Annotated in this window: 23 protein-coding genes and 3 pseudogenes; 7 read left to right on the top strand and 19 right to left on the bottom strand. The window is 72.1% G+C overall.

Going from position 1 to position 21,426, the window contains the following annotated elements; genetic code table 11:
- The first annotated feature begins 147 nt into the window (after positions 1 to 147).
- Together ACZ52C_RS31495 and ACZ52C_RS31490 are read left to right on the top strand one after the other, a co-directional pair.
- A complete protein-coding gene (locus tag ACZ52C_RS31495; RefSeq protein WP_469077926.1) occupies positions 148 to 768 on the top strand; it encodes a hypothetical protein in 621 nt (206 codons plus the stop codon).
- Positions 769 to 938: 170 nt separating this feature from the next.
- Positions 939 to 1,445, top strand: a complete 507-nt coding sequence (locus ACZ52C_RS31490) for a mycothiol transferase (protein WP_469077925.1) — start codon at positions 939 to 941, stop codon at positions 1,443 to 1,445.
- Between the two features lie 174 nt (positions 1,446 to 1,619).
- Here ACZ52C_RS31490 and ACZ52C_RS31485 read toward each other — a convergent pair whose 3' ends face one another.
- The 4 genes from ACZ52C_RS31485 to modA all read right to left on the bottom strand — a co-directional run bounded on the left by ACZ52C_RS31485 (position 1,620) and on the right by modA (position 5,089).
- Positions 1,620 to 2,039: a TOBE domain-containing protein gene (locus ACZ52C_RS31485; protein WP_469077924.1), complete on the bottom strand. Its 420-nt coding sequence runs from the start codon at positions 2,037 to 2,039 to the stop codon at positions 1,620 to 1,622.
- 169 nt (positions 2,040 to 2,208) lie between these two features.
- Entirely contained in the window at positions 2,209 to 3,294 is a 1,086-nt protein-coding gene (locus ACZ52C_RS31480; protein ID WP_469078014.1) for an ABC transporter ATP-binding protein, read from the bottom strand.
- A 92-nt stretch (positions 3,295 to 3,386) separates the two neighbouring features.
- Positions 3,387 to 4,268, bottom strand: a complete 882-nt coding sequence (modB, locus tag ACZ52C_RS31475) for a molybdate ABC transporter permease subunit (protein ID WP_469077923.1) — start codon at positions 4,266 to 4,268, stop codon at positions 3,387 to 3,389.
- Entirely contained in the window at positions 4,265 to 5,089 is an 825-nt protein-coding gene (gene modA / locus ACZ52C_RS31470; RefSeq protein ID WP_469077922.1) for a molybdate ABC transporter substrate-binding protein, read from the bottom strand. The genes modB and modA overlap by 4 nt, the downstream gene beginning before the upstream one ends.
- A 435-nt stretch (positions 5,090 to 5,524) precedes the next feature.
- Here modA and ACZ52C_RS31465 point away from each other — a divergent pair.
- From ACZ52C_RS31465 to ACZ52C_RS31455, 3 genes and pseudogenes are all read left to right on the top strand, one after another.
- Positions 5,525 to 5,812, top strand: a pseudogene (locus ACZ52C_RS31465) (potassium-transporting ATPase subunit KdpA); the annotation flags it as partial.
- Positions 5,751 to 6,092: a potassium-transporting ATPase subunit C gene (locus ACZ52C_RS31460; protein ID WP_469078013.1), complete on the top strand. Its 342-nt coding sequence runs from the start codon at positions 5,751 to 5,753 to the stop codon at positions 6,090 to 6,092. The pseudogene ACZ52C_RS31465 and the gene ACZ52C_RS31460, both read left to right, overlap by 62 nt.
- Positions 6,071 to 6,142: pseudogene (locus ACZ52C_RS31455) on the top strand (potassium-transporting ATPase subunit C); the annotation flags it as partial. The gene ACZ52C_RS31460 and the pseudogene ACZ52C_RS31455, both read left to right, overlap by 22 nt.
- A gap of 58 nt (positions 6,143 to 6,200) precedes the next feature.
- Here the strand turns inward: ACZ52C_RS31455 and ACZ52C_RS31450 are convergent.
- From ACZ52C_RS31450 to ACZ52C_RS31415, 8 genes are all read right to left on the bottom strand, one after another.
- A complete protein-coding gene (locus ACZ52C_RS31450; protein ID WP_469077921.1) occupies positions 6,201 to 7,277 on the bottom strand; it encodes an adenosine deaminase in 1,077 nt (358 codons plus the stop codon).
- A 55-nt stretch (positions 7,278 to 7,332) separates the two neighbouring features.
- On the bottom strand, positions 7,333 to 7,728 hold the full coding sequence (locus ACZ52C_RS31445; protein WP_469077920.1) for a VOC family protein: 396 nt from the start codon (positions 7,726 to 7,728) through the stop codon (positions 7,333 to 7,335).
- A 204-nt stretch (positions 7,729 to 7,932) separates the two neighbouring features.
- Entirely contained in the window at positions 7,933 to 9,207 is a 1,275-nt protein-coding gene (locus ACZ52C_RS31440; protein WP_469077919.1) for a hypothetical protein, read from the bottom strand.
- 62 nt (positions 9,208 to 9,269) lie between these two features.
- A complete protein-coding gene (locus tag ACZ52C_RS31435; RefSeq protein WP_469077918.1) occupies positions 9,270 to 10,208 on the bottom strand; it encodes an oxidoreductase in 939 nt (312 codons plus the stop codon).
- Positions 10,209 to 10,260: 52 nt separating this feature from the next.
- Positions 10,261 to 11,148 (bottom strand): glycoside hydrolase family 19 protein, encoded by an 888-nt coding sequence (locus tag ACZ52C_RS31430; protein WP_469077917.1) that lies wholly within the window; start codon positions 11,146 to 11,148, stop codon positions 10,261 to 10,263.
- Positions 11,118 to 12,095: a response regulator transcription factor gene (locus tag ACZ52C_RS31425; protein ID WP_469077916.1), complete on the bottom strand. Its 978-nt coding sequence runs from the start codon at positions 12,093 to 12,095 to the stop codon at positions 11,118 to 11,120. The genes ACZ52C_RS31430 and ACZ52C_RS31425 overlap by 31 nt, the downstream gene beginning before the upstream one ends.
- A 48-nt stretch (positions 12,096 to 12,143) precedes the next feature.
- Positions 12,144 to 12,647: a MarR family winged helix-turn-helix transcriptional regulator gene (locus tag ACZ52C_RS31420; protein WP_469077915.1), complete on the bottom strand. Its 504-nt coding sequence runs from the start codon at positions 12,645 to 12,647 to the stop codon at positions 12,144 to 12,146.
- Between the two features lie 67 nt (positions 12,648 to 12,714).
- The gene (locus ACZ52C_RS31415; RefSeq protein WP_469077914.1) at positions 12,715 to 13,230 is read right to left on the bottom strand and encodes a hypothetical protein; all 516 of its coding nucleotides are present in this window, start codon (positions 13,228 to 13,230) and stop codon (positions 12,715 to 12,717) included.
- Between the two features lie 240 nt (positions 13,231 to 13,470).
- Here ACZ52C_RS31415 and ACZ52C_RS31410 point away from each other — a divergent pair, with 240 nt between their 5' ends.
- Entirely contained in the window at positions 13,471 to 14,514 is a 1,044-nt protein-coding gene (locus ACZ52C_RS31410) for an acyl-CoA dehydrogenase family protein (RefSeq protein ID WP_192361963.1), read from the top strand.
- Between the two features lie 20 nt (positions 14,515 to 14,534).
- Here the strand turns inward: ACZ52C_RS31410 and ACZ52C_RS31405 are convergent, their stop codons facing one another.
- From ACZ52C_RS31405 to ACZ52C_RS31380, 6 genes are all read right to left on the bottom strand, one after another.
- Positions 14,535 to 15,677, bottom strand: a complete 1,143-nt coding sequence (locus tag ACZ52C_RS31405; RefSeq protein ID WP_469077913.1) for an LLM class flavin-dependent oxidoreductase — start codon at positions 15,675 to 15,677, stop codon at positions 14,535 to 14,537.
- A 50-nt stretch (positions 15,678 to 15,727) separates the two neighbouring features.
- Positions 15,728 to 17,008 (bottom strand): SfnB family sulfur acquisition oxidoreductase, encoded by a 1,281-nt coding sequence (locus ACZ52C_RS31400; RefSeq protein ID WP_469077912.1) that lies wholly within the window; start codon positions 17,006 to 17,008, stop codon positions 15,728 to 15,730.
- Positions 17,009 to 17,011: 3 nt separating this feature from the next.
- The gene (ssuE, locus tag ACZ52C_RS31395) at positions 17,012 to 17,566 is read right to left on the bottom strand and encodes an NADPH-dependent FMN reductase (RefSeq protein ID WP_060887193.1); all 555 of its coding nucleotides are present in this window, start codon (positions 17,564 to 17,566) and stop codon (positions 17,012 to 17,014) included.
- Between the two features lie 59 nt (positions 17,567 to 17,625).
- Positions 17,626 to 18,843: an acyl-CoA dehydrogenase family protein gene (locus ACZ52C_RS31390; protein ID WP_469077911.1), complete on the bottom strand. Its 1,218-nt coding sequence runs from the start codon at positions 18,841 to 18,843 to the stop codon at positions 17,626 to 17,628.
- A 13-nt stretch (positions 18,844 to 18,856) separates the two neighbouring features.
- Complete coding sequence (gene sfnG, locus ACZ52C_RS31385) at positions 18,857 to 19,966, bottom strand: dimethylsulfone monooxygenase SfnG (RefSeq protein WP_469077910.1); 1,110 nt, start codon at positions 19,964 to 19,966, stop codon at positions 18,857 to 18,859.
- A 128-nt stretch (positions 19,967 to 20,094) separates the two neighbouring features.
- A complete protein-coding gene (locus ACZ52C_RS31380) occupies positions 20,095 to 20,178 on the bottom strand; it encodes a putative leader peptide (RefSeq protein ID WP_365668238.1) in 84 nt (27 codons plus the stop codon).
- 137 nt (positions 20,179 to 20,315) lie between these two features.
- On the opposite strand from ACZ52C_RS31380, the gene ACZ52C_RS31375 reads away from it, so the two are divergent.
- The gene (locus ACZ52C_RS31375) at positions 20,316 to 21,224 is read left to right on the top strand and encodes a LysR family transcriptional regulator (protein ID WP_469077909.1); all 909 of its coding nucleotides are present in this window, start codon (positions 20,316 to 20,318) and stop codon (positions 21,222 to 21,224) included.
- A gap of 4 nt (positions 21,225 to 21,228) precedes the next feature.
- On the opposite strand, the pseudogene ACZ52C_RS31370 reads toward ACZ52C_RS31375, so the two are convergent.
- Positions 21,229 to 21,377: pseudogene (locus ACZ52C_RS31370) on the bottom strand (MMPL family transporter); the annotation flags it as partial.
- Positions 21,378 to 21,426 lie beyond the last annotated feature (49 nt).

Below are 21,426 nucleotides of genomic sequence, written 5' to 3'. Positions count from 1 at the left end.
GAGGCAGCCGTTGCGCTCACGTCCGGTGACGGCAGAAGCTCTGGGTGTCGCACCGACCAGGGCTCCGGACGGACCATCCGGCGTCGTCGGCGAAGCGGCGCCACTCATTCCACGTACTCGCCAGTACTCGTTCACGGGGGACGTTCCATGCCCAAGCACACCAGAGCCCGCACGCTCACCACACTCGCCGTGGCGGGCCTCACCGCGCTCTCCGCGCTCGCCGCCGGCGCCGTCCCGGCCGCCGCCGCGAAAGGGAGCGCCGCGCCGAAGTACCTGTCGGCCTCCCAGCTCCCGCCGCACCCCTCGTCCGCCTGGACGGCGGGCGGGATCGAGGACGGCGTCCCCGAGGAGCTCCAGTACTGCCTGGGCGACGCGTTCCTGGCGTACGACGTCAACCACCGCTCCTTCCGGACGGATCTGGAGACCAGTGCCAGGCAGACGGTCGTCGTCACCGGCAGCGACAGCAAGGCCAAGGCGCTGGCCGCGCGGCTGAACAAGGACTTCCGCGACTGCGTGAGCGGCTCCTCCGACCCGGACGTCGAGGCGGAGTACCGGAATCTCGGGACGCTGCCCGTCGAGGAGGGCGCCCGCGTCCACGGCGTGGCCACGGTCACCTCCTGGGGGGCCATGGACATCCGGCTGCTGTCCGTGGGCCGGGACGGCCGAACCGTGACCGTCGTGGACTGGGGGCAGATGGGCGGCTTCAAGGACGCGCCGGTCAAGGCCTTCAGGAAGACGACGACCACCGCCGTCAACAAGCTCCACTGACCAGGACCGGCGGCCCACGCACCGACACCGGCAGGCCGACCGCCCCGATCACCCGGAGCTGACCTGAGCCCCGCGGCAACCCCGCGGCAACCCCGCAGCGCCGGATCGGGGGACCGGCGCTGCGGGGCGGGGGCGCTGCGGGCGCGGCCCCGATGCTCGATGGTGGACGTATGGATGTGAAGGACGTTCTCAGCGACGCGTTCGGCCGGATCAGTGAGGAGGTCCACTCCGCCGTGGACGGGCTGTCCCCGGAGCAGCTCCACGCCCGCCCCGCGCCCGAGGCCAACTCCATCGCCTGGCTGGTCTGGCATCTCACCCGCATTCAGGACGACCATGTGGCCGACGCGGCCGGGCTCGACCAGGTCTGGCTGTCCCAGGGCTGGGAGAAGCGCTTCGGACTCGCGCTGCCGTCCCGGGACACGGGCTACGGGCACGGCGCGGCGCAGGTCGCCGCGGTGCGGGTCGCCTCGGGTGACCTGCTGACCGGCTACTTCGACGCCGTGCACGCGCGGACCCTGGAGTATGTGCGCGGGCTCGGCCCCGACGACCTGGACCGGGTCGTGGACGAGCGGTGGACCCCGGCCGTGACCCTCGGCGTACGCCTGGTCAGTGTCCTGGCCGACGATCTCCAGCACGTAGGCCAGGCGGCGTACGTACGGGGGCTGCTCGGCCAGTAGGACGGCGAGGCGCTCCGACCCCCGGCCCCTGGTACCCGCGCGACGCTGTCCGGCGTGGGCGCGGCCCTGCTCCCCACCGCCATGGCGCAGGACGCCGCGCTGCGGAGGCTCTCCCGCCCCTGATCCTGCCCGCCCCTGATCCCGCCCCTGCTCCGACCCCGGACCGCGACCGGCTCATCCGGTCGCGAGGGAGACCTCGGTCGACTTGATCAGCGCGGTGACGGCGGAACCCTCGGCCAGACCGAGATCGGTGACCGCGTCCGTGGTGATCGCGGCGGTCAGTTCGGCGCCGTCCACCGCCACCCTGACCGAGGCCATGGCGGTGCCCGTCGCCACCTCGCGCACCGTACCGGGGAGTTGGTTGCGGATCGACAGCCCCGCGACCGGGCCGGTGGCCAGCGCGACCTCGGTGGCCTTGACCAGGGTGCGCACGGCGGAACCCTCGGCGAGGCCGAGGTCCCTGACGGCGTCCAGCGTGATGGCGGCGGTGACGTACTGGCCGCCGTCGAGGCGAACCTTGACCGTGGCCATGGCCTCGCCGGGGGTGACGGCGGTGACGGTGCCGGGGAGCTGGTTGCGGATGCTCAGGCTCATGGTGGGTCGCCTCACAGGATCAGGAGTTCTGTGCCCCTTTGGGGTGCTGTGCCCCTTTGGGGTGCTGTGCGGACCACCGTAGTCCGGCGAGGGCCGCCCCCGTGCGATCTCGGTCGCGACCGCGGGGCGAAGGGTGTACGACACCTCGCGGACCCGGCCGGGCGGCTGGTCAGGCGGGGTAGGCGTGGGTCTGGGTCGCCTTCACCGTCGCCCAGACCTCGACTCCCGGGTGCAGGTCGAGTTCGGCGGTGGCGATCGTGGTGAGGTCGGCCGCCAGCGGCAGCTCGCCGGTGAGGTCGGCGCGGATCTGGTCGCCGTGGGTCTCCAGGCCGGCCACCTCGCACCGCCAGAGGTTGCGGGCGCTGGAGCCGGTCGGGCGAACGCGGTGAAGGGTGACCGCGCTGGGCGGGAAGGCGACGAAGACCGGGCCGGTGAGGTCCTCCGTGGTCGTCACCTCGGCTCCCTCGTCGACGCGGACCGTGTGCCCCTCGGCCGTGCCCCGGTAGAGGTTGAGGCCGACGAGGTGGGCGATGTAGTCCGTACGGGGGTGACGGGCGATGTCGGCGGGACCGCCCTCCTGGACGACCTGACCGTCCTCGACGACCACGAGCCGGTCGGCCAGCACCATGGCGTCCAGCGGATCGTGCGTGACGAGCACCGCGACCGCCTCGAACTCGGCCAGGTGACGGCGGAGCTGGGAGCGCACCTCCAGGCGGGTACGGGCGTCCAGCGCCGCCAGCGGCTCGTCGAGCAGCAGCAGACGCGGGCGGGTGGCGAGGGCACGGGCGAGGGCGACCCGCTGCGCCTGGCCGCCGGAGAGTCGGCGGGGCTTGGCGGACGCGTGCCGCGTCAGGCCCATGCGGTCCAGCCATACGGCCGCCTCGGCGCGGGCCTCCGCCTTGCTCGCCCCGTGGCAGCGCGGTCCGAAGGCCACATTGTCCAGCGCGGACAGGTGAGGGAAGAGCAGATAGTCCTGGAACACGACCCCGACGGGCCGTTTCTCGGGTGGCGTACGGTCCAACTCGGCGCCGTCCAGGAGCAGATGGCCATCGGTGAGCGGGACGAGTCCGGCGAGGGCGCGCAGCGCGGTGGTCTTTCCGGCGCCGTTGGGGCCGAGCAGCGCGACCACGTCACCGGGCGCCGCCGTGAGAGCCACGTCGAGCTGGAAGGCGCCGCGCTCGACCACGAGCCGGGCGTCCAGTCCTCCGTCCATGGAGGGCCCGGATGGGACGCCGTGGGCCGTGCCGGAACCCATGTCGACGCTCACGTCGGGGGGCGTGTCCGGAGTCGCGTCGGGGGTCGTGTCGGCACCCAGGTCCGGAGTCGCCTCGGGGGCCATGTCGGGGTTCATGAAGCGGTCATCCAGCGGTCGCGCAGCCCTGCCAGCACCGCGACCGACACGGCGAGCAGGACCAGGCTGAGGGCGATGGCGGTCTCCGGGTCGTTCTGGAGGGCGAGGTAGACGGCGAGAGGCATGGTCTGGGTGCGGCCGGGGAAGTTGCCGGCGAAGGTGATGGTCGCGCCGAACTCGCCCAGCGCGCGGGCCCAGGCCAGGACGGCGCCCGCCGCGACACCGGGGGCGATCAGCGGCAGCGTGACCCGGCGGAAGGCGGTGAAGCGGGAGGCGCCGAGTGTGGTGGCCGCCTCCTCGTAGCGCGGATCGGCGGCCCGCAGGGTGCCCTCCACGCTGATCACGAGGAACGGCATCGCCACGAACGCCTCGGCGACCACGACTCCCGTGGTGGTGAAGGGAAGCGTGACCCCGAACCAGGCGTCCAGCCACTTGCCGACGACCCCGTTGCGGCCCAGCGCCATCAACAGCGCCACACCACCGACCACCGGAGGCAGGACCAGGGGAAGGGTGACCAGGGCTCGGACCAGGCCCCGCCCCGGGAACTCGACCCTCGCCAGCAGCCACGCCAGCGGCACCCCGATCACCAGGCTCACCGCGGTCGCCGCCGTCGCGCAGAGCAGCGACAGCTGGAGCGCCTGCCACACCTCGGAACTGGTCAGCAGATCCGGCATGCTCCGCCAGGGCGCCCTGACCAGCAGAGCGATCAGCGGCAGAACCAGGAACGCCAGGCCGACGAGGGCGGGAAGGAGCAACGGCAGCGGAGCGCCACCCCGGACGCGACGGCCGCCCCGGCCGCTCGTGCGGAGGCGGCGGCGCCGCGGGCCACCGGTCAGGGTGTCCGCCGCGTCGGCTCTGTCCGGGGAGAGGGGGGTCACGGCTTGAGGAACCCTGCCTCGGTCAGCACCTTCTGGCCCTCGGCGGATCGCACCAGCGCGATGAACGCCTCGGCGGTCGCGGTGTTCTCCGACTCCTTCAGAAGGGTGATCGGGTAGTCGTTGACGGCGTCGGCGGACTCGGGGAACTCCACGCCTTCCACCTTGTCACCGGCCGCCCGCACATCGGTCTTGTACACGACGGCGGCGTCGGCCTCCTTCAGGACGACCTTGTTGAGGGCGGACTTGACGTCCTCCTCGTAGGAGACCGGGGTGAGCTTCAGCCTGCTCGCCGTCAGGGCCTTCTCCGCGGCGGCGCCGCACGGCACCGTCCTGTCGCACAGCACGACCTTCAGGTCCGAGTCCGTCAGGTCCTCGAGGGAGTCGACCTTGTCGGGGTTGCCCGGCAGGGTGGCGATCTCCAGCTGGTTGCGGACGAAGGTCGCGGGTGTGCCGGAGCTGTCCCCCGCGTCCGTCACGATCTTCATCGTCTTCGGGCTGGCCGAGGCGAACACGTCCGCCGGGGCCCCGCCGGTGATGCTCGCGGCGAGCGCGTCGCTGCCGCCGAAACTGAAGGTCACCTTCGTGCCCGGGTGGGCCTCCTCGAACTGCTTGCCCAGCGTCTCGAAGCTCTCCTTGAGGGAGGCCGCGGCGAACACGGTGATGTCACCGGAGATCCGGGCCGAGGCGGAGGCCGACGCCGGGGAGTCCGACTTCGGGGAGCCGGAGTCGTCGGAGGACGAGCAGGCGCTCAGGGCCAACAGCGCGGCGGCTCCCAGGCCGGCCACCCGCACAGGCCGACGGGTGCGCACGGAAGGGCTCATCACGATCCACTCTCTCAAGGTCCTGGACGGACTCGACCACGGCTCTCGACGACCACGTCGGTCGACTCGAGCGTCCCGATCCGGTAGGCGGGCACACGCTGATGATACGTGCGCAGATGCAAGGTGAAAGTCTCCTGTCACATCGCATAAGCCGGATCTCAGTTCCGGTGGCCTGGTAGGTGCGTCTGTACGGGACGGGCGGACGGGTGCGCGCCGTGGTCAGCCGGTGGGGACGCGGGGGCGGCGGGTGCTCGTTGGTGGCCATGGGTGTGCTCTCCTGCGTCCGGCTCAGGGGTGGTTCCGAGCCATCACTCGGTTCCTTCTCCCCACCCCTCTGTGCCCTTGTCGAGGCGCTCGGCCGGGGCCGGCCCGTATGGATCCCGTCAAGGCCGGGGGCGTGGCCGCATGGGAGGCGTCAGTGGGTGACTGGGTGCGGTCTGCGAGTTCACGGCTGCCGCGATGGCCCTGCCCGCCCCCGGCGCCTCCATGACGAACAGCGGCGCGCACGGTTTCTCCGAGATCCTCTACGCCTAGACGTCCGCCTCCAACAACAACGGCTCGGCCTTCGCGGGCCTGCGCGCCCTCCTCGTCCTCACCCTGGTGACCGGCGTCCTCTACCCACTGGCCGCCACCGGCTTCGCCCAGGCGCTGTTCGACGACAATCGGCACCGACACCGTCAACACCCGGTACAGGCTGATCCTCTCCGGCGCCACCAACCGCTCCGCCGACAGCGAGGACCTCATCGACTGGGTGAAGGGCGCCAAGGCCACGGTCGTCAAGGACAACTCGACCGCCGACCGCCAGGTCGAGGCGTCCGAGGTCCCCGCCGACGCGGTGACGTCCTACGGCTCGGGCCTGGACCCGGACATCTCCCCGGCCCATGCCGAACTCCAGGTCCACCGGGTCGCCGAGCGGAACGGCCTTGCCGCCGCCCGGGGGAGCAACTCGTCGAGGACCACACCGAGAGCCGCACCCTCGGCTTCATCGGCGAGCCCCGCGTGAACGTCCTCGAACTCGACATCGCGCTCAAGGAACTCGTGACGAGGAGCTGACGGCCCCGGAGGGACTGCGCGTCCGGTGGTTCGGGGCCGGCCGTCGTGCGGGCGTGGTTCAGTGGTCGGACGCCGCCGCGTAGCCCGGGAGCACCACGTTCTCGATGAGGGCGTTGCGCTCGTCGAACGGGATGAAGGCGCTCTTGAGGGCGTTGACGGTGACCGTGCGCAGGTCGGCGAGGGTCCAGTCGGCCTCGTCGACGAGCAGGGACATCTCGCGGGTCATCGTGGTGCCCGAGACGAGGCGGTTGTCGGTGTTCAGGGTGACGCGGAAGCCGAGGTCCCGCAGGGCCGTGATCGGGTGCTCCGCGATGGACGTCGCCGCGCCGGTCTGGAGGTTGGAGGTCGGGCACATCTCCAGCGCGATCCGGCGGTCGCGCACCCAGGCGGCGAGGCGGCCGAGCTTGCCGTCCACGATGTCCTCGGTGATGCGGACGCCGTGACCGATGCGCTGGGCACCGCAGACCTGGAGGGCCTGGTGGATGCTGGGCAGGCCGTGGGCCTCGCCGGCGTGGATGGTGAAGGGGACGCTCTCCCGGCGCAGGTGCTCGAAGGCGGCCAGGTGGTCGGCGGGCGGGAAGCCGTCCTCGGCGCCCGCGATGTCGAAGCCGACGACACCGGCGTCCCGGAAGGCCACGGCCAGGTCGGCGGCCTCACCGACGCGGTCGAACATGCGCATCCCGCACAGCAGCGTGCCGACGCGGACCGGGGTGCCCTGGGCCGCCGCCTTGGCCATACCGGCGGCCAGGCCCTCCTGCACGGTCTCGACGACCTCCGGCAGGGTCAACCCGCCGGCCACGTTCAGCTCGGGGGCGTAGCGGACCTCGCCGTAGACGACACCGTCCGCGGCCAGGTCGAGCACGTACTCCTCGGCCGCGCGCAGCAGGCCCTCGCGGGTCTGCAGCACCGCGAGGGTGTGCTCGAACGTGGCTATGTACCGCACCAGGTCACCGGAGTTGGCCGCCTCGTAGAACCAGGCGGCGAGGCCCTCCGGGTCGGTCTCCGGAAGGGTGTGGCCGACCTCCGCCGCGAGTTCCACGAGGGTGGCGGGGCGCAGGCCGCCGTCGAGGTGGTCGTGCAGGACGGCCTTGGGGAGGCGGCGGATCACTTCGGCATCTATGCGCGTAGCACTCATGGCGTTCGTTCCTCGGCAGGTGGTGCGGTGGGGTGGGTCGGGAGGAGGCGGCGGTTCAGCCGGTGGCGGGCTGGAGGAGGTCCCAGCGGTTGCCGTACAGGTCCTCGAAGACGGCGACCGAGCCGTACGGCTCGTGGCGCGGCTCCTCCAGGAACCTGACGCCCGCGGCCCGCATGCGGGCGTGGTCGCGGGCGAAGTCGTCGGTGTGCAGGAAGAACCCCACGCGTCCGCCGGTCTGGTCGCCGATGCGGCCGCGCTGCGCCTCGTCCTTGGCGCGCGCCAGCAGCAGTCCGCCGCCCTGTCCCCCGCTCCCGGGCTCGACGACGACCCAGCGGCTGCCGTCGGGCCTCGGCTCGTCCTCGACGAGCGTGAAGCCGAGCGCCTCGGTGTAGAAGCGGATCGCCTCGTCGTAGTCGTCGACCACGAGGGTGACCAGGGCTATGCGTCTCATCGGGGCCTCTCGGGAGGGGTGCGCGGGTCGCGCGGGGAGGGTGCGGTGTCCGTCCGAGGGTCGCTCGGGGTTCCCGGGAGGTTATACGTAACACTCATCGGACGCAACTGGCATTCCTCCCGTACGCCCGCGAGGCCCCCCGGAACGGCCGGGACCCCCTGCGCGGCAGGGGGTCCCGGGAGTCGGAAGGGTGTCAGCCGGTGATCACTCGCCCGGCGACGCCTTGCGCAGGGCGGCGATGCAGGTGCTCAGGGCCTGCTGGAGTTCCTCCAGGCGCTCCAGCATGTCGTCCTCGTAGATGGCGTCGAGGTCGACGGCGTCGTCGAGGGTCAGCTCCTCGAAGACCTTCGTGGCCTTCTGGAGGCTGCTGTAGAACTTGGTCCGCCGCTCCTGGACCCGCAGTTCGGGGTCGGACTGGACGGTCTGGACGACGAGCTCCTTGACGGTGTCGTAGGCCTCCGTCGCCCACTCGCCGGTGTCCTCGTCGTCGTCGAGCTCGTCGATGAGGGACAGGTGCCGCTCCGCTTCGGCGCGCAGTTCGGCGGTGGCGTCGATCACCTGGCCGGCCGGGGTCTTGACCTGCCCGTTCTCGACGATCTGCCGGACGTACCCGATACGGCTGGCCGCCTGGGTCTCGCTGGCGACGGCCTTCTTCAGCTCGTCGGTGCGGGCGATGTCGCGGGCCAGCTCGGTCTGGAGGGAGGGGTCCTCCTTCAGACGGTCCAGCAGCGCCGCGCGGGCCGCCTGCGCGGTGGAGGGGTCGGCCAGGATCGCGGCGCGCAGCGCGGTGGGGTTCTCGGCGACCTCCAGCGCCTTGGTCGGGCGGATGCCCTCGGCCTCGGCCGCCGCCGCGATGGCGGTGCCCCGGTCGGAGGTCGCGCTGGACCGGGAGCTGTAGTACGACAGCCACACGTCCGAGTCCGGGAGGTCGATCTCCTCGCCGGGGGCCAGGGCCTCGAAGTGCGGGACCATGCCGTCGTCGGCCGCCTTGTCCCAGGCCTTGTAGTACCGCATGACCCGCTCCGGCGAGCATCCGGCCAGCTCGGCGAAGTGCTTCGCCGACACCTTCGCCGTCTCGCCCGGCGTCTCGCCGCCGGGCCGCACACTGCGCGCCACCTTCAGCGCGAAGGCCCAACCGCCGGTGCGCGCGTAGACCCCGAACTCCCTTGCGTCAAGCGCGACCTGCTCGTCCACGACGCCACCCGGGGTGTCGTCCTCGTGGGCCTGCGCGAGGGTGTCGAGGTCGGACGACTCCGAGCCGGCTCCGTCGGTCGTCGGCTGCGCGGGAGCCGACTCACCGGACGACTGAGCCGGTACCTCGGCCGCGGGCGCGGCCTCGGTCACTGCCTCGGGGGTCTGCGCCTCGGCCGCTCCGGGCTCGACCCAGAACCCCTCGTCCCGCGTCGGCGTTCCGCCGGTCGCGGGCGTCTCGTCGGCGGGCGGTACGGCCGATGCGGAGTGGGCGGTGGCTACGCTCACGGGTGACTCTCCCGGGTGGTGACGAACGGGTGGTGACGAACGGCAAGGACAGAACCGGCAGCCTATATGAACCCGTTGGTGCCGCTTTGGCGGGACGCCTCGCCTCGGTGGAGCGCGTCCAGCCGAGCCAGCTCCTCCTCCGTGAGCCGGAGGGCGCCGGCGGCGACGTTCTCGGCCAGGTGGTCCGGATTCCCCGTGCCGGGGATGGCGAGGACGTGCGGCCCCTGGTGGAGGGTCCAGGCGAGCCGGACCTGGGCGGGGGTGGCGTCGTGGGCGCGGGCGACGGCGTGCAGGGCGTCGTGGTGCGCGGTGCTCGCGCCCTCGGGTCCGGCTTCGCCGGCGATCGCGTAGAACGGCACGAACGCGAGGCCCTGCTCGCCACAGATCCGGAGCATCTCGTCGGCGGACGGGTCGGGGCCGTCGAGCCCGTACCGGTTCTGCACGCAGACCACGGGGGCGATCGCGCGGGCCTCCTCCAGGTGCCGGGGTTCGACGGCGGAGACGCCGAGATGGCGGACGAGCCCGGCCTCGCGCAGTTCGGCCAGGGCCCCGAAGTGCTCGGCGATGGAGTCCTGCCGCATCCGGCGGAGGTTGACGACGTCGAGGTGGTCGCGGCCCAACTGCCGCAGGTTCTCCTCGACCTGGCCGCGCAGTTGGTCGGGGCGGGCGGCCGTCCCCCACTCCCCCGAGTGCTCCCGGTGCGGTCCGACCTTGGTGACGATGACCAGGTCGTCCGGGTAGGGCCCGCCCAGCGCGCTGTTGATCAGCTCGTTGGCGGACCGCAGGGAGGAGAAGTAGAAGGCCGCCGTGTCGATGTGGTTGACGCCCAGCTCGACCGCGCGCCGCAGCACGGCGATCGATTCGTCACGGTTCCTCGGCGTCCCGAGGTGGAAGGCGGCGCTGCCCGTCAGCCGCATCGCGCCGAGGCCGACGCGGCGGACGGACAGGTCGCCGAGCGTCCAACTGCCCGCGGCGGCCGCGTCGATCGTCCCAGAGGTCATCGACCGAGTCTCCCATGCCGCCGGACGACGACCGCCGCACCCGGCGTCCCCGTCAGCAGTACAGATTGCCGCCCGCCGACGTGCCGAGGATCTGGACGAACCGCTGGTACGCGCCGACCCGGCTCTGCACCTGCGCGGGGTTCTTGCCGTCGCACTCCACGGAGCCGTTGATGCTGCGGATGGTGTGGCCGAATCCGGCGCCGTTGACCATGGCGTTGTGGCCGGTCATGGTGCCGGGGCCGGTCTGGGTGTTCCAGTACCACAGGGCGGTCTTCCAGGCGACGGCCGCGTCGTTCTGGACCAGCCAGGGGTTGCCCAGGAGGTTCAGGCCGAGCGCGTCGCCCGCCGCCTTGTAGTTGAAGTTCCAGCTCAGCTGGATGGGGCCGCGCCCGTAGTAGGCCGCCTGCCCGGCCGGGCAGCCGTACGGCCGGCCCCAGTCGCAGTAGGTGGGGTAGTTGGCGGTGTTCTGCTCGACGATGTGGACGAGGCCGCCGGTCTCGTGGTTGACGTTGGCGAGGAACGCCGCCGCCTCCTGCTTCCTGACGGTGTCGCTTCCGGTGGTGGCGAAGGCCGGGTAGGCGCTCATGGCCGCCCGCAGCCCGCTGTACGTGTAGAACGAGTTCCGGTTCGGGAACATCTGGTTGAACTGCGCCTCGCTCACCACGAATCCGGAGGGGTTGGCGGGGCCGTTCTCGCAGCCGTACGGCTCCCAGTACCAGGTGCTGATGGTGGGGTCGTACCCCGGGTTGTCGTGCTCGGCGATGTACGCCCTGCCGTCGGTGTGGCGCACGATGTCGCCGGTGACGTAGGACCGGCCGGCCACCCAGCTCGCGTAGCTCGAACAGGGAGCGGCGGACGCGCTCTGGGCGGGCAGCAGCAGGGGTGTGGAACCACCGATGAGCAGGGCGGTCAGCAGAGCGGATGTACGACGCCTGGACACGGGACCAACTCCTTCGTGGAGCACGGCCGCACCCGGGCGGGGGCCCGAGGGCATGACAGGGACGTACCTCGCGCGCACGTGCCGGCGGGGCCGGCCACGGCGTGGGGGCGGCCGTGGTGGGGGGTGTGGGGCACACTCAACCGCGTTGGTCTGTACCAGTCAAGGGTGTAGACCAGTCGGCTCCCATGACGGGAGGTCAGGCCGCCCCCGGGTGCACCTGGCCATGCGGTCAGACGTCGGGGCAGCCCAGCCAGTAGCCGAAGCCGCGCCGGGTGTGGATCAGCGCGGGTTCCTCCCGGTCGGTCTTGCGCCGGAGCCGGGCCACGAGCTTCTCGATCGCGCCGTGCGCGGTACTCGCCCCAGACGTGCCGGCTGATCCGCTCCTTGGACAGCACGTGCTCCGCGTTCGCCAGCAGATGGCGCAGCAGCCGGTACTCGGCGGGCGTGAGGCCGAGCGGTCTGGATCCGCGCCGCGCCTCGCACACGGCGTCGTCCAGGACCAGGTCGCCGTAGAAGGGCACCCCCTCGGTCCGCTCGGGGCCTCCCCGCCCGTGCAGCAACGACCGTGCGCGGTGCAGGACTTCGGCGACCCGAAGGGGCTTGACGACGTAGTCCTCGTCGCCGGGGAGCAAACCCGGAACGAGGTCGTACAGGGTGTCGCAGGTGGCCAGGAAGAGCAGCGGGGGCTGGCCCACGGGCGCGCCGTGCCGGCCCCGGTCGCGGCGCTCGGGGTCCGGCACGGCGGCGTCCCAGACGACGAGGTCGTACCCGCCCTGGGCGATCCGTGCCGTTCCCTCGGTGCCGGTGTCCGCCGCCGCGACGCGATATCCGGCCAACTCCATGGTGATGGTGAGGAGTTCGGTGACGCCGGGGTCGTCGGCCACCAGCAGGACGCGCTGTGCGCCGTCTCGCCGCGCCATGGGTTTCCCGGTGAGCCGAGTGCGCATGACCAGACCGTTCGAGGAGGGCTCGTGTGGGGATCGGGCCATGCGCGGTCAGCCGACGGGCCGCGGGCCGACGACCGTCTCGGCCTGCTCGACGAAGTCGTCGACCAACCGGTTGAAGAGTGCGGCGAGTTGCCGCAGGTCCTCGGTGGACCAGTCCTCCAGCGCGTCCCCGATCCCCCGGCGGCTCGCCTCCCTGACACGGGCGAAGGCAGCGAGCCCGGCCTCGGTGATCTGGACCCGCTGCGCCCGGCGGTCCTCCGGGTCGGGCACCCGGATCACATGGCCGTCGTTCTCCAACTGCTGCAGCTGCCGGGTGACATGGGAGGCCTCCACGGACAGCCTGACGGCGAGCACGCCCGGTCGCATCGGCTCGCTCTCGGCGATGTGCCGCAGGATCGCGACGGACGAGCGGTCCAGCGAGACTCCGCTGTCGGACATCAGTCGCTCGTGCCGGCGGCTCCGCCCGGCCAGGTACGCGAGCCGGGTGAGCAGCCGCTCGATCTCGGTCACGTCCCCCAGGGGCGCTGCTTCGACGGGGTGCGGTGTGGACATGCGACCACCGTAGCAGGCATTTGCCTAAGTCAAGCAATGTCGTGGAGGTCGCGCGTCGCGCTCCACCTCAGCCGAGCTTCAACTGGTCCGTCCCGTGTCCGATGTGCGCCACGACCAGCCCGGCACCGGACACCTCCGCGTACTCGGCGGTGTGGTGACGGAGGACGGAGCCCGCCTCGGACCCCTTGCGGACCTCCACCGTCCAGCGCAGCTTGGGGCGTTCGCTCTCGGCGCCGGTGCTCTTGTCGCGCCCGCGGCCCGAACCGCTGACGAAGGTGTACCAGGAGGCGTTGATCTCCGTGACAGGCCGGATCCCGATCACGGCGGCGTACCGGTGCATGGTGCGGTAGCTGTTCTCGATGGCCTTGTAGGAGCCGACGATCCGCTGTGTCGGGATCTCCTTGCCCTCTTCGGGGGCGGGGACGACCGTGTACGCGTAGGGGCCGCTCGGCGCCAGCGTGGCCCGGATGTCCTCGACCACGTCCACGTACTCGGCCTCGACGTGCCGCCACGCGACCTTCGAGGTCTGCACCCGGAGGTCCGACGTGACGAGGAGTTCCTCGACCTTGGCCCGGTCTTTCATGGTCTTCTCCTTACGGGCCGAGCGGCCCGGTGGGGGTGGAGCGAACCGTCGCGCACGGGGCCCGGCGGGGCGCGGGCCCGACGATCACATGCAAGCGCAACGGCCTGACCGGTTGCGACCGGCAACCTGACAACGGGCCGACGTGGCGCAGGTCACACGCCGTGCGAGGGAAGGGCGGACAGGTGATCTTCCGGCCCCGAAGAGGTGATCTTTGGGGTCCGGGCCGGGGAGAATCACCCCATGACCACGTCACCGCACCCTCTCGTCGTCCAGGCGCGCGGACTCGCCGCCGAGGTCCTCACGCCCCAGGCGGAGCGCGTCGACCAGGAGGGGGTGCCCGCGAGCAGCATCCAGGCGATCAAGCGGTCCGGGCTGCTCGGGGTGAGCGCGCCGGTGGCGTACGGCGGTTCGGGGGCGCCCCACTCGGTGGCGCGGGAGACCGCCGAGATCCTGGCGGGGGCCTGCTGCTCCACCTGGTTCGTGCAGACCCAGCACCACACCCCCGTGCTGACCCTGGCGAAGAGCGAACTCCCGGCCCGGGAGAATCTGTTGGGGAAGCTGGCCACCGGCGAGCTGCTGTCCGGCGTGGCGTACGCGCATCTGCGGCGCTACCCGCAGGTCCCGGTCCGGGCCGTGCCCAGACCGGGCGGCTGGCGGTTCCACGGCACGGTCCCCTGGTACACCGGGTGGGGCCTCAACGATGTGATGCTGCTGGCCGGGGTCACGGACGCGGACGAGGTGGTGTTCGCGTTCACGGAGGCCCGTCAGCAGTCCGGGCTGCGGGCCTCGGCGCCCATGCGGCTCGCCGCGCTCACGGCCGCCCGTACGGTCTCGCTCCAGCTCGACGGGCTGTGGGTCCCGGACGACGCCGTGGCCCTGCACGCGCCGTACGAGTCCTGGGCCGCGAGCGACCGCCCCAAGCCGACGAACGCCTCACCCGCGGTGTTCGGGGTCGCCGAGTCGGCCCTCGGCCTGCTGGAGCAGGACGACCCCACGACCAAGGCGCTCCGCCTGCGGCTGGACAAGGTACGGCGGCAGGCGTACGCCCTGGCCGACCACCCGGCGCCGCACGAGCACATGGAGGAGCGGCTGGCCCTGAAGACGAAGGCGTTCGACCTGATGCGCACGGCGACGACCGCCGCGGTCGTCGCCGGCGGCGGACGCGCCATCGATCTGGACAGCCGTGCCCAACGCCTGGCCCGGGAGGCGATGTTCCTCCTGGTGCAGGGCCAGACCCCGGAGGTCCGCCGGGCCCACCTCGCCTCGCTGTCGGCCGCCTACTGAACGGCCCCGGCCGGTCCGCGTCAGCTCGCGAACGGCACCAGTGCCGTGGGCGCGGCCGGCGCGGCGAAGGGGTGACGCCACAGGCCCTGGGCGGCGAGTCGGGGCAGGACGCCCTCGCCGAACCAGTACGCCTCCTCCAGGTGCGGGTAGCCGGAGAGGACGAACTCGTCGATGCCGAGGGCGTGGTACTCCCTGATGCGCTCGGCGACCTCGTCGTGGCTGCCGACCAGGGCGGTGCCCGCCCCGCCGCGCACCAGGCCGATGCCGGCCCAGAGGTTGGGGTGGATCTCCAGGCCGTCGCGGCTGCCGCCGTGCAGGGCGAGCATCCGCCGCTGGCCCTCGGACTCGCTGCGGGCGAGGCCGGCCTGCACGGACCGTACGGTCTCGGGGTCGAAGCCGTCGAGCAGCCGGTTCGCCTCCGCCCACGCCTGCTCGGCGGTGTCGCGGGTGATGACGTGCAGCCGGATGCCGAAGCGGAGGGTGCGGCCCTCCTTCGCCGCCAGCGCCCTGATCCAGGCGATCTTCTCGGCGACCACGGCCGGCGGCTCTCCCCAGGTGAGGTAGACGTCGACGTGCCGGGCGGCGATCTCCCCGGCGATCGCGGAGGAGCCGCCGAAGTACACCTCGGGCACCGGGTCGGGCAACCGTGCGAGCCTCGCGTCCTCGACCTGAAGGTGCTCGCCCTTCAGATCGACGGTCCGGCCCTCCCACAGTCCCCGTACGACCTCCAGGAATTCGCCGGTACGGCGATACCGGTCGTCCTTGTCGAGGAAGTCGCCGTAGGCCCGCTGCTCGTGGCTCTCGCCGCCGGTGACGACGTTGAGCAGGAGCCGTCCGCCGCTCTGCCGCTGGAAGGTGGCGGCCATCTGGGCGGCGAGCGTCGGCGAGACGAAGCCGGGGCGGAACGCGACCAGGAACTTCAGGCGTTCGGTGTGCCGGCTGACCATCGCCGTGGTCAGCCAGGCGTCCTCGCACCAGGCACCGGTGGGGGTCAGCGCGCCGGCGAAACCGAGGTCCTCGGCGGCGCGGGCGATCTGGCTGAGGTAGCCGACCGTCGGCGGCCGGTCTCGGCCGGACTCGGTGGCGGGCGTGCCGTGACCGCCGCCGACGACATGGCGGCTGTCGCCGTTGGTGGGCAGGAACCAGTGGAAGGTGAGGGACACGGGGGTCTCCTGTCTGAGGGGGTGCCAGTGACGCGGCAGGCGCGGCGGCGCTAGAGGAGGCCGTGGCGGGGCGGCCGGGTGCCGTTGAGCGTGTACCGGCCGATGTGCTGCAGCTTCCAGCGGGTCGGATCGTGCAGGGTGTGGGTGCGGGCGTCCCGCCAGTGCCGGTGCAGATTGAGCGAGTGGAGTGCCGCCCGGGTCCCGGACACCTCGAACAGGGCGCTCGCCACCTCCAGGGCGGCGTGGGCCGCCTGTACCTTGGCTGCGGCCACGGCGATGGACGCCTCGGCCGCCGAGTCGTCGGTCAGGGCGTCGCTCGCCGTGTCCACCACCCGCGCGGCCTCCCGCAGCAGCGCGTCCGACGCCCGCACCTGGAGGGCGAGTTCACCGAACCGCTGGATGAGCAGCGGGTCCTCGGCGGCCGTCTCGACTCCGCTCTCGAACCACGGCCGGCTCTTCGTCCGCACGAACTCGGCCGCCTCCGCGAGGGCTCCCCCGGCGATACCGGCGTCGATGGCCGCGTGCAGCAACTGGGCTGCCGCGCCGTGCAGTTGGGGACCCTCGAAGGTGAGGTGGTGCGGCAGCACCCGGTCGCCCGGCACCCGTACGCGCTCCAGGCGGACCGTGCCGCTGGCCGTCGTGCGCTGGCCGAGGCCGTCCCAGTCGTCGATCACCGTGACACCCGGGGCGTCCCGGGGCACGTAGGCGACATGGAGCGCGTCGTTCCCGGCGCGGGCCAGCACCGGGATCCAGTCGGCGAACAGGGCGCCCGTCGCGTAGTGCTTGACCCCGTCGAGGACATGGGAGCCGTCCGGCAGCGGTTCCAGGCGGGTGCGGATGTCCTGGACGTGCCGGGTGCCCGCCTCGGACTGGGCGTTGCCGAAGCGGCGCCCGGCGAGGAGTTCACCGAAGAAGAACTCCCGTTGCTCCGGCGTCCCCCGGCGGCGCAGCACGTTGACGTAGGCGAAGTGGCTCTGCGGGATCTGGGCGAGGCTCGCGTCCGCGGAGGCGAGGAGCCGGAAGATCTCCGCCAGGGTCTCGTGGCTCACGTCCGCTCCCCCGTACGCGGCGGGCACGGTGACGGCCAGCAGCCCGCAGGCGGAGAGCCGGTCCAGCTCCGCGCGCGGCAGGCGCCGGCCGGCGTCGCGCTCCGAGGCCCCGGCCCGGAACTCCTCGGCGAGCGCGGCGGCGACGGCGAGGGCCTCGGCGTCGTCGGCGATGACCTTCGCCGCCCGGGCACCGGCCGGGGCGTCGGTGCGGACGTCGTCGGGCAGGCCGCCGCGGGCCTCGGGGCGGGTGTCGCCGCGGGTGTGGGTGGGGAGGTCGGTCATGGTTCAGCTCGCGGCGGCCAGGACGGGCGCCGGGCCGAGGGCGGCCAGGAACTGGTCGACGACCTGGCCGAGGGCCTCGGCGGTGGCCGGGGCGATGGTGACCTTGCCGTCGTCCCCCACGGTGATGTCCTTGTCGAGGGTGAACCAGCCGGGGACGATGTGCCGGGCGCCCATGGAGCTGAGGACCGGCCGCAGGGCGTAGTCGAGGGCGAGGACGTGGGCGGTGGTGCCGCCGGTGGCCAGGGGCAGCACCGTCTTGCCGGTGAGGGCGTACTGCGGGAGCAGGTCGAGGAGGGCCTTGAGGACTCCGGAGTAGGCGGCCTTGTAGACGGGGGTGCCGATGACGACGCCGTCGGCCCGCTCGAAGAGTGCGGTGGCCTCGACGATGGCGGGGTGCTTGAAGTCCGCGCCGAGGAGCGCCTCGGCGGGGATGGTGCGGATGTCGAGCGGTACGACCTCGTGCCCCTGGGCGATCAGACGGGCGTCCAGGTGGCGGACGAGCTTCGCGGTGCGGGAGGAGACGGAGGGGCTGCCGGAGACGGACAGAACGGTGGCCATGGGTCCTCTTTCTGGGAGCCCGGGGTGCCCGCGCGGGCGGGCACCCCGGATGGGAGCGGTCAGGAGTACCAGGTGGGTTCGGGCAGTTCGCCTTCGAGGACCCAGCGGCCGACCTCGCGGCGCTTGTAGGCGACGGGGTCGTGCAGGGTGTGGGTGCGGATGTCGCGCCAGAAGCGGTCGAGGCCCTCGGAGGTGGCGGTGGAGCGGGCGCCGGTCACCTCGAAGACGCGCGTCGCGACCTCCAGGGCCACCTCGGTGGCGCGGGCCTTGACGGCGGCCACCCTGACCTCGAAGTCGCCGCGGGTCCGCTCGGTCACGGCGTCGGGGTCGTCGTGCAGCCGCTGCCCCTCGGCAGCGACGGTGTCGGCGAGGGCCTCGACCGCCCAGAGCTTGGCGGTCAGATCACCGTAGGCGTCGACGACGTACGGCTCGTCGACCGCCCGCTCGTGACCGCCGTGCAGCCAGGCCCGGGACTTGGTACGGGTGTAGGTCGCGGCCGTCTCCAGCGCGCCGGCGGCGATGCCGAGGTAGAAGTTGACGAAGACGAGCTGGATGGTGGGGACGTTCAGGGTGTTGTACGTGCGGGGCCGGAACTCCTTGTCGACGTACCCGGCGGCGGAGGACCACGGGGTGCGGACGCCGTCGAGGGTGACACCGCCGCTCTCGGTGAGCCGCTGGCCGATGTTGTCCCAGTCGTCGTGGAAGGTGAGGCCCTCGCTGTCGGAGGGGACGATCGCGAAGACGTGGCTGTCGGTGCCCTCCAGGACGCCTTCGAGGACGGTGACGTCGGAGACCTTGCTGCCGGTGGAGAAGGACTTGCGGCCGGTGAAGACGAGGTCGTCGCCGTCCTCGGTGACCACGACGTCCTGGTCGCGCGGGTTGACGGCCCCGCCGAAGAACCAGCGGTTCCGGGCGGCCTCGGCCTCGACGTGCTCCCACTGTTCGCGGGTGCCGACCAGCCGGGCGGCCCAGTTCCAGAGGTAGTGGTAGCCGAGGAGCTGGCCGATGGACCCGTCGGCCTTGGCGACCTCGCGGACGACGCGGTAGGCGGTGGTCCAGTCCTGGCCTCCGCCGCCGTGTTCGGTGGGGCCGAGCAGGGTCACGAGGCCGGAGTCCTTGAGAAGGCGGACCTCGTCGTACGGGGTGGCGCCGGCGCGCTCGCGCTCGGCGGCGTCGGTGGCGAGGACGGCGGCGACCTCGCCGGCGCGGGCGATCCACTCCTGGGCGGTGCGCGGAGCGGGTCCGGTCTTCCAGTCGGTGGGGGTGGCGGTGCTCATGTCGATGGCCTCCTCAGACCTGGGCGGGGACGGACTCGGGGACCTGGGCCTCCAGTTCACGCACCAGCGGCAGCACCCGCCGACCGAAGTACTCGACCTCCTCGTGGTAGTGCAGGAAGCCGAGGAGGACGAGGTCGACGCCGAGCCGCTTGTAGGCGACGATCCGCTCGGCGATCTGCTCGGGGGTGCCGATGAGGCCGGTGCGGAAGCCGTCGTTGTACTGGACGAGGTCCTCGAAGGAGGAGTCCTGCCACATGCCCTTGCCGTCGGCCGCCGACTGCCCGGCCTGCCGGACGGCGGAGCCGAATCCCTCGACGGCCTCCCGGTCGGCCTTCGCGACGATCTCCCGCAGGGTCTCGTGGGCCTCGGCCTCGGTGTCGCGGGCGATGAGGAAGGCGTTGAGGCCGAACTTCGGTGCGGCGCGGCCGGCCTCGGCGGCGGACTTGCGGACGTCCTCGATCTGCTCGACGACTCCGTCGAAGTCCCTGCCGTTGGAGAAGTACCAGTCGGAGACCCGGCCGGCCATGGCGCGGGCCGCGGTGGAGTTACCACCCTGGAAGATCTCCGGGTGGGGGCGTTCGGCGGTGTTGAGCGGTTTGGGCTTGAGGGTGAAGTCACGCAACCGGTAGAAGTCACCGGCGAGTTCGGTGTGGTCCTCGGTCCAGATGCCGCGCAGGGCGCGGATGAACTCCTCGGAGCGGCGGTAGCGCTCGTCGTGCTCCAGCCAGGGCTCGCCGAGGGCGGTGAACTCGCCCTTGAACCAGCCCGAGACGACGTTGACGGCGAAGCGGCCGTTCGACAGGTGGTCGGCGGTGGCGCCGAACTTGGCGAGTACACCGGGGTGCCACAGTCCGGGGTGGACGGCGGCGATCACTTTCAGCCGCTCGGTCGCGAGGAGCAGGGCGAGGCTGAAGGAGGTGGACTCGTGCTGGTACTCGGCGCCGTAGCTGGCCATGTAGCGGACCTGGCTGAGGGCGTACTCGAAACCGTTGTTCTCGGCGAGCACGGCGAGTTCACGGTTGTACGCGTACCCCCAGTCGGTGCGTTGTTCGATCGTGCTGGTGACGAGTCCCCCGCTGACGTTGGGGACCCAATAGGCGAATTTCAGGGGCGCGGCAGGCATGCGGAACTCCTGTTGCGAAATGTTTTCGGGCACGCCGAATTCAGCGGGCACGCGGGGGTGCGAGCAGGGGTGAATTCAGGCGGAAGGCCGGGAGAAGCGGAAAGGCGCGGCGGATCGCGGAGGGGTGATCAGGCCGCGGCGCGACAGGAGGCGCTGGAGACGCGCGCGAGGTCGACATGGCGTCGCCGCGTGAGGTCCAGTCGCTTGTTCATGCCGTCGATCGTGGCAGCCGCCGTCGACGGCCGTCAAGGAGAACCCGACCGGTCTCGTATCCCGGACCATTGAATTTCACGAAGGTGTGACAGGGAAACCCTTGAACGCGCCGGAAATCGGCACGCATTCTGCTGCCGTGCGAACGGAACAGCTGGAATACATCACGGCGGTGACCAGGCTCGGTTCGTTGCGCCGGGCCGCCGACGAACTACGGCTCTCGCAGCCCGCGTTGAGCGAGACCGTACGAAATCTGGAGCGTGAGCTGGGGGTCGATCTGCTGGAGCGCAAGCGGTCGGGCGCGACGATGAGCGCCGCGGGCCGGGAGCTGCTGCCGCACATCGTCGGGGTGCTGGACGCGGTGGACCGGTTGCGGGCCGCGGCGGGCGAGCAGCACCGCATCAGCCGTACGGTCCGCCTGGGGACGGTCAACGCGGCGACCGTGCCGCTGGTGATCCCGGTGATCCGTGACTTCCGCGCCGACCACCCGCTCACCCGGGTGGAGGTGGTCGGCGCGCAGCAGAGCGAGATCCAACGGGCGCTGCTGGAGGGGTCGTTCGATCTGGGGCTCGTCAACCATCTCGACGGTGACGACGTGCCGGCCGCGTTCGAGGGCACCGAACTGCTGCGGGGACGGCCGGTGGTGGTGGTCCGCCCGGACAGCCCGCTGGCCGCCCGGGCGGCGGTGTCGGTGGACGACCTGCTCGCCGTACCGCTGATCGGTATGCGCTCCGGGTATGTCATGCACCGTTACGTGCACCGGCTCCTCGCCGGCCGTGACCCGGCCTTCGCGTACTCCACCGACGGCGCCGAGATGGGCAAGCTGATGGTCGCGGAAGGGCTCGGGGCGACCGTTCTGCCGGACTTCAGCGTGGTCGGCGACCCGCTGGAGCGGCGCGGCGTCCTCGTGCACCGGCCGCTCGCCGACGACACCACCCGGGTCCTGCTGATGCTCCAGCGGCGCAGGGCCGACTCCGTACCGCGGGCCGCCCGGGATCTGCACGAGGCGTTCGTCCGCCGGGCGCGGCAGCTGGTCGCCCGGGCCTGATCATGACCGGCCCGCGCAGCACGCCCTGGCGAACGCCGTGCCGCAGCGACTCCTCACGGACCCGGCCATCAGGAAGATGTTGTAGTCGACGCCGAGCGCCACCAGGAAGGCGAACCCGTAGAGCGGGACCGACGGGTCGGCCCCTGTGTCTCCGGGGCGGCCGGATGCGGCGACGGCCCGGGAGCAGCACGCCGCGGCAGGG

It is taken from the genome of Streptomyces sp. NPDC034049 (assembly GCF_055575575.1).
Note: the sequence above shows the minus strand (reverse complement) of the source record. Positions and strands in the feature narration are given on the sequence as shown.